Below are 14,765 nucleotides of genomic sequence, written 5' to 3'. Positions count from 1 at the left end.
AATACAGGATTAAAATACGCGGTCAACCCCCGTCTAAAAATTCTTTTCCTTCCCAAAGAACCTAGGTTGCCACTATGAAAACTTCTAAGGTCCGTACAAAGCATCAAAGCAGCAGAGAACCCAGACCACATCGTCACTGAAGCACCCCTTATTTCGTGGACGCTGATAAACCGCTTTTGGCCGTTCTCTGCCGATCATGATTACAGAGCCTCTTATCGCGTTCTATCAGACTGATGTGCAGAGATACCAAATTCCACCGACTCCGCCCTGATTAGGTCAGCATCGAAAACCTGCTGAGCCAATTGAACCACCACGCCCAAGCAGCGCGATGTGCTCCGAAACGTGCGCAGGGTGACAAGCTCACGTACTTGATGGGCCTACCGTCGTGGTCCATAATGCGGCCTCACTACCCTAGCGGTGGTGAATTTATCCGCTGTAAATCAATTGGCTGATCATCCCTTCACCCGCTCCAATCGAATTTGGTCTCACGTCAGGATGGTTTTGACGGGAGACGCAGGAACACAAAAACCGGTCCGTTGTGACCGGTTTTTTTGTGGCCAGGATTTGGGGTGCTGGGGAACCTGCCGGGAGATCAGACTGCGTGCATCCCGAACCAATGCCTGGATGCTATGCGGTGCTATACTTTTTTATGGCTTGAATCAAGCGTGCAAGGTTGCCCATAGGTAACTGATACCGACTGCAAATCTCGACGCCAAGCACGAGATGGGAGGTGTGGCATGAATCGACACTATTACATCAGCAACAATCTCGACGATCTTGAAGCCGTTGAAAATGAACTGGAAACCAGCGGCATCAATTCCGAACAAATTCATGTGCTCAGTGAACATGTTGCCGATGTCGAACAACATCACCTCCACGAGGTTAACTCGTTAATGGAACAGGATGTTGTCCACTCTGGCGAAATTGGTGCAGTAATCGGTGTGCCACTCGCGGCGCTGGTTCTTGGCGGCGCCTATTGGCTGGGTTGGACCGAATCCGCCGCAGGCTGGATGCCCTTCATCTTTCTTGCCATTGTTGTATTTGGCTTCTGCATCTGGGAAGGCGGTTTTTTTGGCATTCAGGTACCAAACACTCACTTCCGCAGTTTTAAACAGGTGGTAGGAGAGGGAAAACATATTTTCTTCGTCGATGTCGAGCCGGATCAGGAGTCGGTATTGGACGGGGTTATCGAACATCATCCAATGCTGGAGATCGCCGGTACGGGAACGGCATCCCCCCACTGGACAGTCGCCTGGCTGCACAGATGGCATCAGTTCAAGCGAACGATATAAAGGCATTTATTGCCAATCAATCCCCTGGAGGTTCAAGGCCATCCGGGTGTTTCTCATTGACCGAAGAAAATGACCCGACTGAGAAAAACATAGTCCGCCTCGGTGGCCATCAGTCCGACAAGCACCAGCAAACACAACGGTGGCACCAGTATGGCGTAGACCAAGGCCAACCGTTCCCAGGCCATATGCATGAAGATGGAGACAATTAAACCTGCCTTTAACAACATGAACGTGACAATCAGTGACCACCGAAGGTAACCGTGGAAGTGAAAATAGTCGACAAGATACGACAGCGTGCTGAGGACGAATAACAGCCCCCAAATTTTAAGGTACAAGCTGATTGGATGTTGCTGACCTTGAGCATGCGCCATCATCAGTGCTCCTCTTCAGAACCTGTTCACGCCTTTATGAACGGTCTCCTGGACCTACCATAAATAGAAGAAAGCAAAAATAAACACCCACACCAAATCCACGAAGTGCCAGTAAAGCCCGGCTATCTCGACGTTCTGATAATTTCCGGAGCGCTCATAATCTCCCCGCAATACTTTCCGCGCCACAATGCTGAGGTAGATGGCGCCGATTGATACATGCAGTCCGTGGAAACCGGTAATCATGAAAAAGCTGGCACCAAATTGCGCCGCCCCCATGGGGTTTCCCCAGGGACGTACTCCTTCTGCAATGAGCTTGCTCCATTCAAATGCCTGCATGCTGACGAAGGTCACACCCAAAGCAGCGGTCGCTAGCATCAGGGCTGTGGTTTTCGCGCGATCACGGCGATAGGCGTAGTTAACGGCCATGGCCATGGTGCCGCTGCTGCTGATCAGCACAAAGGTCATGATGGCGATCAGAATAAGTGGAATTTCTCTACCGCCGATGGTCAATGCGAACACTTCACTGGGGTTCGGCCAAGGGACGGTGATGGTCATGCGTACCGACATGTAGCCGGTCAAAAAACAGGTGAATATAAACGTATCGCTGAGCAGGAATATCCACATCATCGCCTTGCCCCAGGGGACCTGCTTGAAAGCCTCCTTATCCGAGGACCAGTCGCTGGCGATGCCCTGCCATCCTGGTGCGGGCGGCGAGCCAGGTGGATTGGATGAACTTGACTCGCTTGGGGCTTGTGGGTGCGATGCCATGGCTTTTCACCTCAAGCCGCAGAGTCTGGCGATGGCTTCATAGGTTTGCGGCGTGCTGGTCAGCAGAGCGAATAGCACGAACCATAGACCCAATAAGTAATGCCAATAGATGGCACAAAGTTCTACGCTGGCGCTGAGTTGCGGCAACGGCACGTGATACAGGAATTTAGCGACGGTTCTGCCCCAGGCAATCAACCCACCCAGCAGGTGGAGCCCGTGCACACCGGTCAACAGGTAGAAGAAACTGTTGGCCGGATTGCTGGCGACAAAGTAGCCCCAGGCGACAAACTGCTGCCAGACCCAGAACTGTCCCGTCAGAAAGGCAATTGCAAATACGCCTCCCACTATAAAGCCAATGACAGTTGCGCTCAGCCGAGCCTGTCGGGCGGCCATGCGCGCCCACTGCAATGCGATACAACTCAAGACCAGAAATGCCGAATTCACCCAGAGCTGCCATGGATTGGCCAGCGGTGCCAAAGGCTCTGTCAGGGGTAGCCAGTCGGTCATTTGTGAACGGGCGATAAAGGCGAGCAAGAAGAGAAAGAACAACGAACTCACCACAACCAGAAACAAGCGCAGGCCTGTTTTGGCGATTTGGTTTCGATCGGGCCCCTCGCCGGCCCCGATACCCTGCGGATCGCGATTCCAGCTGCCGCCGGGGTCAGCGCCGTCGGCGTTTCTCAATAGCAGCCTGCTCATGGTTTAACGTCCGCTATCGTGGTTCCGGCACTGAGTTGCCGCATCTGCTCCAGCTCCTCGGCGGAGACCGTTTGCGCAACGAAATCCTGTTCTATCCCCGGCACACTGTAGTCATAGGCCCAGCGATGCACGACCGGCAGCTTCGCTCCCCAGTTACCGTGTATCGGTGGGGTGTTCGGCGTTTGCCATTCCAGACTGGCCGCGCCCCAGGGATTACTGCCTGCGGGTTTGCCTTTAAACGTGCTCCAGGCCAGGTTAAACAGGAACAGCAACTGGGAAACGCCGACGGCCAATGCAACCACCGTAATGAAGGCATTCAAATCTTGCGCCGACTGCGGGATGAACGCGTAGTTTTCATAAGCGTAGTAACGGCGTGGCATGCCCTGGAAACCCAGGTAGTGCATGGGGAAGAAGATGGCGTAGGTGCCCAGGAAGGTAATCCAGAAATGCAGCTTGCCCAGGGTGTCATTCAACATGCGCCCGGTGACTTTCGGGAACCAATGATAAATGCCGCCGAATACCACCAGTACCGGTGCGACCCCCATGACCATATGAAAGTGGGCTACGACGAAATAGGTGTCCGAGAGCGGAATATCCACGATCACATTGCCGAGAAACAACCCGGTCAGACCGCCGACCAGGAAGGTGACGATAAAGGCCAGGGCAAACAGCATCGGTACGGTCAGATGAATGTCGCCGCGCCACAGGGTCAGCACCCAGTTGTAGACTTTCAGGGCGGTCGGCACCGCAATGATCAAGGTGGTGACGGCGAAGAAAAAGCCAAAATACGGGTTCATTCCGCTGACATACATATGGTGCGCCCAGACCACAAAGCTGAGTACACCAATCGCAATAATGGCCCACACCATCATTCGGTAGCCGAAGATATTTTTACGCGCATGGGTGCTGATCAAGTCAGAGACCAGACCAAACGCCGGGAGAGCAACGATGTAGACCTCCGGGTGACCGAAGAACCAGAACAGGTGCTGGAACAAGATGGGGCTGCCCCCCTGGTGATCGACCGCCTGCCCCAGCGAGATCATTGCCGGCATAAAGAAGCTGGTGCCCAACAGTTTGTCGAACAGCATCATGACCGCACTGACAAACAACGCCGGGAAGGCCAGCAAGGCCATGATCGAGGCCATGAAGATGCCCCATACAGAGAGCGGCATCCGAAACAATGTCATGCCGTGCGTGCGTGCTTGCAACACCGTGGTGACGTAGTTCAACCCGCCCATGGTGGCTGCGACAATAAAAATCGCCAGTGAGACGAGCATCAGGACGATGCCCCACTCGACCCCCGGTGTCCCCTGAGAAATGGACTGTGGCGGATAGAGCGTCCAGCCCGAACCGGTGGGGCCGCCCGGTACAAAGAAACTGGCGAGCAACACCAGTACCGCCACCAGGTAGAACCAGTAACTCAGCATGTTGACATAGGGGAAGACCATGTCGCGGGCGCCCACCATCAGCGGGATCAGATAATTACCGAAGCCCCCCAGAAACAAGGCCGTCAGCAAATAAATGACCATGATCATGCCGTGCATGGTCATCGCCTGATAGTAAGTACTGGCGTCCATGAACGCCAAACTGCCGGGGAAGCCTATCTGTAGGCGCATCAAGTCGGACAACACCACGGCGATAAGACCCACGAACAGAGCCGTCACGGAATATTGAACGGCTATGACCTTGTGGTCCTGACTCCAGATATATTTGGTCAGGAAACTTTTGGGCTCGTGCAGTGCTTCTGTTTCGGTTTGCTCCGCATAGGCCATCACGTCATCCTCCTGCCGAAGTTTCAGTGTATTTCTGGCTGCTTTACGGCGACTTCCCTGGCTCAGCCTTGCTCGCGTCAGCGTCAGCATTCGCTTTGGATTTGATAAAAGCGATCAGTGCGTTCAGCTCCTTGTCGCTCGGAGTAAAGGGCGGCATAACGGCTGCGTAGCCCTTGACGATCTTGGCACCGGGATTAAGAACCGAATCTTTTATATAGTCCTCATCAACCTTTATGCTCGTACCGTCGGCAAGGGTTTCTGCCTTGCCAAACAGGCCCTGCCAGCTGGGGCCGACGCCCTTACTGCCATCGACACTGTGGCAGGCCAGACAGCCGAGTGACTGAGCCAGCCGCTGTCCCTGTGCCGCCAAGTCTTCTCCTGGGCTCGACGCTTCGCCGGGAGAAGGTTCAGCCTCTTGCTGCCCGGAACCGAGTGATTTGATCAGGGCGACGAGCGCACCCAGTTCATCGTCATTGAGAGTATAGGCCACCATGACCGGTGGATAACCCTGTACCAGTCGGGCCTTCGGATCGAGGATCGACTCTTTCACGTAGGCCTCATCGACGAGCACGCTGGTGCCATCGGCAAGCTGTTCAGTGCGGCCGTACAGGCCCTTCCATCCTGGGCCGAGACTGGCACTGCCATCCTCGCTATGGCAGGCACGGCAGCCGTATTTTTCGACCAACAGGCGGCCTTTTTCCAGCACGCTGTCTCGACTGGGCCTGGCAGCTGTCGCTAATGTCTGCGCAAAGGTCGGTTGGCTGTTCAGCCATTGAACGAAGGCGGCCTGGTCTTCCACGATCATATGGCCGCGCATGTTGTAATGACCTACGCCACAATACTCAGCACAAAGGATTTCATATTTCCCGATTACAGTCGGCGTAAACCAAAAGTGCGACACCATCCCTGGCACCATGTCCATCTTGCTGCGAATCTGCGGTATATAGAAATTGTGCAGTACATCTTTGGAACGCAATAAGACTTTCACCGGCTGATCGAGCGGAAGGTGAACTTCATTATTTTTTATAAGTACATCGTCCTGCCCGGCAGGATCATTGGGATCAAGGCCGAGAGGATTAACCGAATCAACAAACTTGATGTCTGACTTTCCCAGCTTTCCGTCCTGGCCCGGAAAACGAAAAGCCCATTGCCACTGCTGGGCGACCACTTCAAGTTCATAAGCATTTTTTGGCACCCGGATGAAATCATTATAAACAACCAGACCGGGTGCCAACATTCCTGCAATGCCTATCGATGTAATGACAATCAACCATAATTCCAACTTTCTATTTTCTGGCTGGTAGGCCGCCTTGACACCTTCCTTGTGACGGAAACGAATCACGGCCACCGCCATGAATAAGGTGATGGCGATGAAAAATATTCCGCTAATGATCAGGGTAATGAACAGGATGTTGTCTATGGAACCCCAGTTAGACGCTGGCGGTGTCGCATGCCAGGGCGCTAATAGATCGAACAGCACAGATGCAATAACGATTAGTACAAGAATAATTGCTATTGCCATTTTGCCTTCATCCTATTCCTGTTACTCATCGGTATGCATAAGCATCGCCACAGAACAACATCGTCAAACTAATCTGACGCCAAAACAGGCTAGACACATACCACCACTCTTCGTGGCAAAGTCCGCAGGAAGTATAGTTCATGGCCGGAACAAACGCTTTTCCTGAAAACGTTATGGCCTGGATATTCCAACTTCAGCATCAACTTGATCACTTAAAATCTATTCGCTATATATAACTGTAACTATTCAGCAACACATCTCCCGGGACTAAGTGGGGCGTAGGGCCACGTCGATCAAGACCGACAAGATGCATCAGAGGTGTACCCATAGCGAGGCCCGGTTGCCAGCTATAATCAGGTCTGATTACGGAAGGCAAAGATCGGCTTAAAGCGCCCGCAAAAGTCCTTGCCTATGCATAGCGGTCAGACACGTGACGGCCAAGAGCGATAGCGTCCAGCCGTCCACAACGGAGATTTCGTCATGAGTGCCTTGACGATCGAAGGCTGGTGCAAAGTCAACGGAGCACAAAAGTCGACCCCGGTGGGTGAAATCCATTTGTACGTCGATGGCCCCCTCCATCTGGGTCTGGAGCAAGCTGAAGAACGCCTGCAGAAGACCCATGAGCGTGAAGCCATGGTCGATGTCGACATGAGCACACTGGAATTGATCTTGCCAGAGGGATACGGCCCTTTGTCCGACTGCCAAATGCGCGTCTATATACACAACGAGCGCGGTCAGTTCCATTTGGTCGGGCATCGAGCGAGTGATGGAAGCTTGATCTATAGCAACGCGGTGTTGATTGATCAGTTGCTTGATTAGCTACGACGGGATGCTCGGCCATTAGTGCGCGCATCAGCGCGTCGCAACGATGAACAACCGTGGGAACGGCAGCAGCACTGAACCATCGGCCAACGGCGGATAGGCCCGCTCGATTGCCGCTTGGTACTGACCCAGATACTGCGCTCTTTGCGCTTCATCCAGCGGATCGAGAAACGGCCGCAAACCGCTGCCCTTGAACCATTCGACCACCCCCGATGCACCGCCCGCGAGCGGGTGATGGTAGGTGGTGCGCCAGATGTCGACCCGTGAGCAGTGCGGGCGCAGCATCGAGTAGTAACCGCTGGCACTCGCCATTTCCGTGCGTTGACCGGCAGCCCCCGGCAGTTTTTCGGCCCACGAGCCATCGGCTGCAACTTCGCGCATCAAGCGATGCGAAGGTTCGTTGAGGTTGTCGGGCATCTGGATCGCCAGGCTGCCACCGGGTGCGAGTTTGCGAACCAGCGAAGGCAGCAGCTGCGCGTGATCAGGCACCCACTGCAACACCGCGTTAGCGAAAATCACATCGAACGGGCCGTTTTCGTTCCAGGTATCAATGTCAGCCGTATCGAATTGCACCTGCGGCAAGCGCTTGCGGGCGGCGTCGATCATATCGGTTGAACTGTCCAGCCCCCGCACCGTGGCACTGGCGAAGCGCTCAACCAGCAACTCGGTCGAATTGCCGGGGCCGCAACCGATGTCGATTGCCGAGCGCGCTTCCACAGCGGGGATCGCGGCCAGCAGGTCACGCGCGGGGCGTGTGCGTTCATCTTCAAAAGCGACGTACTGTTTGGCGGACCAACTCATTGCGTTCTCCTGTCGGTGCATTGTCATGGGCAGGGCAGATAACCGTTCGCTACGATACCCTGACCCATGTGCTCTGCCCTATCCGACCTATGGCGAACGATGTCAGTTGACCCACCCCCCGCGTTGCCAATACCAGCCATTATTACGCTGCTCCCAGTGCGGATGCACATAACGATAGCCCGGTCGTTCCGGCACCCAGTGGCCATGAACAGCAACATAACGCCCACCATCCCAACGCCAGTATCCTCGGGACCAGACGTACCCCGGACGCGCCATAGGCTCTACGTCGATAACGCGTTCCGGTGGCGGCTGCGGAGCAACAACTTCAACGTACTCATGCTGCACCGGACGCCGTTCATGAACGACCCGCTCCTGCACACAGCCGGACGCTGCGAACACCACCGCCAGTAACGCCATATAACGTAACCACATGCTGCCTCCTCAGGCTTGACCGCCACATCGAGTGACTCAGCAAAAAATCGCCCCCCTTTTCCAGCCATGCTCCTGCCTGGCTAATTGATCTTGTAGCAGGTCGTATCTGTCTGTTGCCTGAACTTGCATCACTTGGCGCCGACATAACAACGAGAATTTGAATGAGCGTTTTTAATCGCCAAATGGTCTGAAATCATAACTAAAGCGACCGTTCGTCGAACTAGCAGTAAAGCAATTTTGACAGCCTGAAAATGGCACCTATAGTCCAATCGCGGCCCGTCGGATGGAACCCGACCCGTTAATTTTCACGCAGGGAGCAAGGCCAGTTCATGCCCGTGACAGGTGGGTTCCGCCCGTAGTGTTTTCGCAACGGCCGCAAGGCAAGCAAGCGTTGTTGTGCCTGGAAAGATGCCAGGCATTCACTATGAAAATGGAGCGTTACCATGTCTCGAGTCACGGATGTACTTGTTTCCATCGACACTGAAACCATTCTGAAAAACTACCCGAACATCAGCAAGAATCCTGCGTCGCCAACGCTGATCGACGTCAATCATGTGTACATGGTGACCAATCAGAACAACGTGGTCAGCGGCCAGGCCGGCGGCGAACTCAACTTGAAAGCCCAGGTGGGCGACTTGATTCGCTGGCGTGAAACCAGTCTGTCGCAGAGCTTCGAGACTGCCGTGATTTTCTACAAATTCATTGGCAACGTCGGCAACGAATTGATCTCCACCCCCACACCGCGCAAAGCTACAGCGTGTGTCGCCGTCCCCAACACCAGCAATCCATCGGTGCCGAGCTGCCAGAAAGTCGATAACCATTACTGGTCCTCGGAAACCCTTTCGTGCGGTAGCGTGACCTACCACTTCCATTTCCTGATCGTTGATCGCGATTGCAAGATCGTAGGCTGCTGCTCGTGGGATCCGTTCATTACCATCCATAACTGACGATGGACTGGCCCCTTGGCGACAAGGGGCCAGCAGAGTTCGTTGCCGCCTCGACAGGAACAGGATGTCTTGCATGAATCGAAGCGGCTGCCGTCTTGCATCAACATCATGAAAGGAATCCATGATGACTTCCGAACCGATTGCCTCCCCCTCGACGAGTATCGCGCCAGCCAATAATGTGCTGCTGATCGTCGATGCCGAATCGCTGCTTTCACGTTATCCGCAGCCCAGTCTTGAGCCGCAAAATCCGACCGAGATTGAGGAAGGCTTCATCTTCGCCATTAGCGGCACAAAAACAACACAAAGTACAATAAATGACAGCTTAATGACGCTTACCGCCAATAACGGGAAGAACTTCCAAATCCGTGGCAGGACCGTCAGTTTGCTCGCTGAACACAGTGTGGTGTTCTACGAGATGTCTGTAGGTGATGCCGGGGTACTTTCACCGCCAGAACTGGTGGTCCACGCAAACCTGACTGTCCCCGCCCCCGATCCCGAAAACCCGACCCAACCGGGCAGTCACACGGCCGATGATCATTATTGGCACTGCACGCAGCTCACCGCAGGGGTTGAGGCGTGCGTTCTGAAATTCATGCTGATCAATAAAAGCTGCGAGCCGTTGGGATACTTCAGTTGGGCGGTGGAAGTGAAGTTGGCGGAGTGAACAGAAATCCAAAATCGGCATAGGAGGCGGCCATCTGGCCGCGCCCCTGCCACACCACCCGGCATGCGGGTCCGCACCGGGCGGTTCGAGAAGTTGAGGTCAGCAGAGTCGAGGTAGACCCAACCGGTCGAACCACGCCACCGTAAGCACTCCATGGATCAGACCGACACTGTTGTGCCAGAACCTGTGGCTGTTGCCGGCTATTGCCGCGGCCAAATCAGGGCCTGCTCCAAGTTTGCGTAGTTCACGGTACGTCCTCCTTCCGGTTTTCCATTGTTTGAGCTGGATGGCCCTGAGTCGTCGGCGTATCCATTCATCGAACCGGTGCCAGAGGCGTGGGGTTTGCGATAAACCGAAGTACGCTTTCCAACCCAGTAGGTAGAGCCTCAGACCTTCCACCACTTGCGACAGGCTTCGGCCTCCATTACGAGACGTCAGCTGTCGGATGCGGCTTTTGAACGTCTGTAACGCTTTGCTTGCCACCCAACGTTTGACCTCGCCTTGAGCTGACAGCCAAAAGCCGTAGCCCAGAAACTTGCGGCCAAACGCACTGGCAACCGCGCTCTTGCTCTCGTTCACTTGCAGCCTAAGTCGGTCATAAAGGCGACGGAGCACTGCCATTACCCGCTGGCCGGCCTTGAGGCTGCGAACGTAAACGTTCGCATCGTCCGCATACCTGACGAAGCAGTGGCCTCGTCGCTCCAACTCCTTGTCCACCTCGTCCAGCAATACATTGGCCAGCAAGGGTGAAAGAGGGCCGCCTTGCGGCGTCCCTCGTTCACTGCCTACCACTACGCCATTGATCAACGTCCCGCTGTTCAGATAGGCCCGGACCAGACGCAGAACGCCTCGGTCGGTCACCTTCCTGCTCAGTCGAGCGATCAAAAGGTCATGATCAACGCGATCGAAGAACTGCTCCAGATCGACGTCCACCACAATGTCTCGCCCCGAGTGAATATATTGCTGCGCCGCCAATACCGCTTGGTGAGCGCTGCGACCGGGACGAAAACCATAGCTATGATCGCTGAAACTCGGGTCCAGCAGAGGCTGTAAAACCTGTAAAAGCGCCTGCTGGATCAGTCTGTCCGTCACCGTCGGAATGCCCAGCTTGCGCTCGCCACCTCCCGGTTTTGGAATCAGAACTCTACGCACCGGACTTGGCCGGTACGTTCCCGCCAGCAACTGTGCCCGTATCGCAGGCCAGGCCATTTTCAGATGCTCGACCGTCTCATCGATCCCAAGACCGTCGACGCCCGCAGCACCTTTATTCGACCGAACTCGCTTGAGCGCCAGTTGCAGATTCTCTCTGGTCAGGGCTTCTTGCAGAAGCCCTGACCCCGTGTGGCTCGGGTCATGACGCGGACAACCAGCTTCATCGCTGGACGTTTCGCGTCGGGTTTCACCCGTCGCATCTGCGTCCCGCCCCGATTTCCCGGGCATCTGATGCAAGGCCTGTTGTATCGCCATGGTGAACCTCACTCCTTCTCGTTCAGCCCTTCGCTACTTCGTAGCTACTATGGCCTCTGCTGACTTCTCGCTCCGATTCACATCGTCGCCCTTTCAGGCATGAGGCGAGATCTCCCCAGGTAAGAACGCCATCCTTCACCGCACAACCGCCGCATTTACGTCCCCGGCACTTTGGCCACAAGAGCTTCGCAGTCACTTGGCTGCTCGCCCTGACCGGTGACGCCTCAGATGCGGTTCGTGTACCTCGGCTCGCGGTTTACGCCCCACGCTTCCTTCCCACACTCGGTCGCCCTCATGCAGTTGCGCTTCGCTTCATTTGCTGTGGCCAGCTCAAGAGAGGACTTTCACCTCTAGGATGGCGCCCATGCTGGGCGCACAAGAAACCGGCCTCAAAGGCCGGTTTTTTATCGAACATGGAAATGTAATTAGAAATTCCCACACGCCGTCGCTGTCTGAAAATCAGGCGCATCCCTATAAGGAACACGGCAATGAAATTCGCAAAAGTCGCTCAGAAACTTGCCCTGTGGGCGGGCAGCCCCAAGACGTTCATGGGGGCGATCATTCTGATTTTTCTGTGGGGTCTGAGTGGGCCGATTTTTCACTTCAACGACACCTGGCAGCTGATCATCAATACCTCGACCACCATCATCACTTTCCTGATGGTATTCCTGATCCAGAATACCCAGAACCGCGACACGGACATTTTGCACTTGAAGGTCGATGAGTTGCTGCGGGTGACGAAGGAGGCGCAGAACGCGATGCTGGGGCTTGAGGCGCTGGACCTCAAGCAGTTAGAAGCGCTGAGAAAGCAGTATCGGCAGCTTGGCGAGGGCGAAACGATTTCACTGGACGATACCGTCGTCCAGGACACCAAGAAGCAGGACTTGAATGAATGTTGATCCAGGATTCGCGGGTGACCAGGGTCACCCGCACAACCTGACCGCTATCGGCTAGCTTGCAACGCCCTGGCCATTTGCAGGTGGTTCTGCAGTTTGGGCAGGGTTTCTTCGGCGAAGGCTTTGATTTCAGGCACGTCGGTGATCTGCGCTTCCTGTTGAAGCTGTTCGATGGCTTCCTGGGTGGTTTTCACCTGACTGGCCGCGTAGGCCTGGTCGAAGCTCGCGCCGTCCTTCACTTCCGGCATCAAGGCTTTGGCTTTATCGACGACCTCTTCGCGCGGGGCCACCGGCAAATCGAGCTGTTTGGCGATTTTCGCCAGATGCTGGTTCGCGGTGGTGCGGTCGTTGATGACGACGATGGTGTAGTCCTTGACCTCTTTGGATTCGGTTTTCTGGTGCGCCAGGCGGCTGGCTTCGATATCGGCCATGCCTTTGGCCGACGCATCGTTGATGAATTCGGCGGGAGACTGGGCAAAGGCACTGCTGGCACACAGGCTCAGTAACGTGGCAAAACTGGCATTGCGTAATCGGGTGGCCATCCGGCTCATGGTCGCGCCCTCCTCGTAAAAAATTCAAACGGGAGCTTACGCTCCCGCCTCTCAATCAAAACTACCTACATCACTACTTCGACTTCTGACCACCTTTGCGGCCCATATCTGGTTTCGCAGGTTCTTTATCGACAGTCGTGGTGGTAGTTTTCCCACCTTTGCGACCGGCTTCAGACGCCTTCGTTCGATCGTTGGCGGAGTTTCCCGCGTTCGAGTTTCTTGAATTAGGCATGATTATCTACCTCTTGGTGATGATCGCGGCGAGCAGGAGCCCGCATAAGATCAGAATTTCCATGACCAAAAAGGTTTAGAAAACCTGGCATCGCCGCGACGAACGGTGGCGAAACTCAGACCCCGGTGCGCAGGTGATGCTGGCGTTTGGCGGTGTACATCGCCTCGTCGGCGTGTCGGAACAACTGCTTTTCTTCAGTGCCGTGGTCGGGGTATCGCGCAACGCCGATACTCGTCTGGATGATCAGGCTGTGGCCGTCCAGACGCAGGGGTTGAGCCAGGACCTGACGGATTTTTCCCGCTACGCTGTCGGCGTCTTCCGAGGCGTGGATGCTGTGCAACAACACCACAAACTCATCACCGCCGATGCGCGCCACCGTGTCAGATTCGCGCACGCAGCCTTTGAGCCGATTGGCGACTGCTTGCAGCAGCATGTCGCCCACCGCATGGCCGTAGGTGTCGTTAACTTCTTTAAAGCGGTCGAGGTCGACGTACAGCAATGCCATTCGGCCGCTGTCCGCTCGGGCCAGAGTCAGCGAGGCTTTGAGCCGGTCACGGAGCAATTCGCGATTGGGCAGCTGGGTCAGTTGATCGTATTGCGCCATGCGCTGCAGTCGGGCATGCAATTGCTTGCGCTCGATGGCGGTCGCGACCTGGGCGCACACGTATTGCAGCAACTCCTTGTCCTGCTCGGTGTAGCGCTCGCCACCGGGCACGCTTTTAACGATCAGCGCACCGATGGTGCCGTTTTGTGAACTCAACGGCACGCCCAGCCAGCAGGGCGAATGCTGGCTCGCGACCAGCGCCTCAAACCCTTCCGGCAAATTGTCCTGATCCGGGGTCAGCAGAATCGGCTGGCCACTGCGAATCACCTCGGCGCAGAGACGTCCAGTGATAGTCCCAGGCTGCTCGGGTTGCAGCTCATGGTCGTCGACGTGATAGGGGAAACTCAGCTGCTCGCAGTGTTCGTCATACAGCGCCACGGAGAAATTCAGTGCCGGCAGCCATTCACCGATGATCAAATGAACGCGCTTGAACAGCGCCAGCAAATCTTCCGCCGCGTGGGCGGCTTCGGAGATCGCATACAGCGCCGCTTGCCGGGACTCGGCCTGCTTGCGCTCGGTGATATCGCGCGCCACGGCGATGCGCAATTGGTCGACCTCCGACCAGCGTGCCGACCAGAGGATATGCACCACTCGGCCATCCTTGCGCAGGTAGCGGTTTTCGAAATTGAGCTTGGGTTCGCCGCCCATGATCTCCTGCGCGGCGTCGAGGGTGCGCTGACGATCGGCGGGATGCACCAGATCGATCATCGGCTGGCCGATCAGCTCTTCGGGGGTATAACCGAAAATACGCTCGCAGGCCGCGCTGACAAATACGAAGCGACCTTGTGTGTCGACCGCACAGACGGCGTCCAGCAAGAGATCGATGTAACTCGCCGACGGCGCGGAATTTCTGGTTGCCATGGTGCAGAGCACATGTCCGAACAATGCAGCAATAAAAAACCATCCCTGACCGGTCATACGCCCG

The 14,765-nt window shown here is 55.5% G+C and carries 16 protein-coding genes; 5 read left to right on the top strand and 11 right to left on the bottom strand.

Translation table 11 applies throughout. The features are described from left to right. Positions 1–737: 737 nt before the first annotated feature. Positions 738–1,292, top strand: coding sequence for a magnesium transporter (locus ACYZT5_RS31755; RefSeq protein WP_462048821.1), 555 nt, complete (start codon positions 738–740; stop codon positions 1,290–1,292). A gap of 53 nt (positions 1,293–1,345) precedes the next feature. Here ACYZT5_RS31755 and ACYZT5_RS31750 read toward each other — a convergent pair whose 3' ends face one another. Genes ACYZT5_RS31750 through ACYZT5_RS31730 form a run of 5 tightly spaced genes read right to left on the bottom strand, consistent with a single transcriptional unit; the run spans position 1,346 to position 6,424 of the window. Beyond that, complete coding sequence (locus ACYZT5_RS31750; protein ID WP_462052344.1) at positions 1,346–1,663, bottom strand: cytochrome C oxidase subunit IV family protein; 318 nt, start codon at positions 1,661–1,663, stop codon at positions 1,346–1,348. Positions 1,664–1,717: 54 nt separating this feature from the next. Further along, on the bottom strand, positions 1,718–2,431 hold the full coding sequence (locus ACYZT5_RS31745; protein WP_462048820.1) for a heme-copper oxidase subunit III family protein: 714 nt from the start codon (positions 2,429–2,431) through the stop codon (positions 1,718–1,720). 6 nt (positions 2,432–2,437) lie between these two features. Continuing rightward, positions 2,438–3,130 (bottom strand): cytochrome c oxidase subunit 3, encoded by a 693-nt coding sequence (locus ACYZT5_RS31740; protein ID WP_462048819.1) that lies wholly within the window; start codon positions 3,128–3,130, stop codon positions 2,438–2,440. Further along, entirely contained in the window at positions 3,127–4,902 is a 1,776-nt protein-coding gene (gene ctaD, locus ACYZT5_RS31735) for a cytochrome c oxidase subunit I (RefSeq protein WP_462052343.1), read from the bottom strand. Before ctaD ends, ACYZT5_RS31740 begins: the two co-directional genes overlap by 4 nt. Positions 4,903–4,945: 43 nt before the next feature. Next, positions 4,946–6,424, bottom strand: a complete 1,479-nt coding sequence (locus ACYZT5_RS31730) for a c-type cytochrome (protein ID WP_462048818.1) — start codon at positions 6,422–6,424, stop codon at positions 4,946–4,948. Between the two features lie 480 nt (positions 6,425–6,904). On the opposite strand from ACYZT5_RS31730, the gene ACYZT5_RS31725 reads away from it, so the two are divergent. Next, positions 6,905–7,243 carry a hypothetical protein gene (locus ACYZT5_RS31725; protein WP_462048817.1) on the top strand — a complete coding sequence of 113 codons (339 nt, stop codon included), beginning with the start codon at positions 6,905–6,907 and terminating at the stop codon, positions 7,241–7,243. Between the two features lie 33 nt (positions 7,244–7,276). Here the strand turns inward: ACYZT5_RS31725 and tam are convergent, their stop codons facing one another. Together tam and ACYZT5_RS31715 are read right to left on the bottom strand one after the other, a co-directional pair. Next, positions 7,277–8,047 (bottom strand): trans-aconitate 2-methyltransferase, encoded by a 771-nt coding sequence (gene tam, locus ACYZT5_RS31720; RefSeq protein ID WP_462048816.1) that lies wholly within the window; start codon positions 8,045–8,047, stop codon positions 7,277–7,279. A gap of 102 nt (positions 8,048–8,149) precedes the next feature. Beyond that, positions 8,150–8,479 (bottom strand): YXWGXW repeat-containing protein, encoded by a 330-nt coding sequence (locus ACYZT5_RS31715; protein WP_462048815.1) that lies wholly within the window; start codon positions 8,477–8,479, stop codon positions 8,150–8,152. Between the two features lie 443 nt (positions 8,480–8,922). Here ACYZT5_RS31715 and ACYZT5_RS31710 point away from each other — a divergent pair, with 443 nt between their 5' ends. Further along, positions 8,923–9,426, top strand: a complete 504-nt coding sequence (locus tag ACYZT5_RS31710) for an inclusion body family protein (protein WP_462048814.1) — start codon at positions 8,923–8,925, stop codon at positions 9,424–9,426. A 124-nt stretch (positions 9,427–9,550) separates the two neighbouring features. Next, positions 9,551–10,090, top strand: coding sequence for an AidA/PixA family protein (locus ACYZT5_RS31705; protein WP_462052342.1), 540 nt, complete (start codon positions 9,551–9,553; stop codon positions 10,088–10,090). A gap of 99 nt (positions 10,091–10,189) precedes the next feature. Here ACYZT5_RS31705 and ltrA read toward each other — a convergent pair whose 3' ends face one another. Then, complete coding sequence (ltrA, locus tag ACYZT5_RS31700) at positions 10,190–11,557, bottom strand: group II intron reverse transcriptase/maturase (protein WP_462048813.1); 1,368 nt, start codon at positions 11,555–11,557, stop codon at positions 10,190–10,192. Between the two features lie 488 nt (positions 11,558–12,045). Here ltrA and ACYZT5_RS31695 point away from each other — a divergent pair, with 488 nt between their 5' ends. Continuing rightward, positions 12,046–12,456, top strand: a complete 411-nt coding sequence (locus tag ACYZT5_RS31695; RefSeq protein ID WP_462048812.1) for a low affinity iron permease family protein — start codon at positions 12,046–12,048, stop codon at positions 12,454–12,456. A gap of 44 nt (positions 12,457–12,500) precedes the next feature. Here the strand turns inward: ACYZT5_RS31695 and ACYZT5_RS31690 are convergent, their stop codons facing one another. From ACYZT5_RS31690 to ACYZT5_RS31680, 3 genes are all read right to left on the bottom strand, one after another. Then, positions 12,501–13,004 (bottom strand): DUF4142 domain-containing protein, encoded by a 504-nt coding sequence (locus ACYZT5_RS31690; RefSeq protein ID WP_462048811.1) that lies wholly within the window; start codon positions 13,002–13,004, stop codon positions 12,501–12,503. A 73-nt stretch (positions 13,005–13,077) separates the two neighbouring features. Further along, positions 13,078–13,236, bottom strand: a complete 159-nt coding sequence (locus ACYZT5_RS31685) for a KGG domain-containing protein (protein ID WP_462048810.1) — start codon at positions 13,234–13,236, stop codon at positions 13,078–13,080. A 115-nt stretch (positions 13,237–13,351) separates the two neighbouring features. Next, entirely contained in the window at positions 13,352–14,701 is a 1,350-nt protein-coding gene (locus tag ACYZT5_RS31680; RefSeq protein WP_462048809.1) for a sensor domain-containing protein, read from the bottom strand. Positions 14,702–14,765: the final 64 nt, after the last annotated feature.

The sequence above is a fragment of the Pseudomonas sp. LB3P14 genome (genome assembly GCF_054898045.1).
The sequence above is the reverse complement of the archived record's forward strand: the minus strand, read 5'-3'. Positions and strand labels throughout refer to the sequence as shown.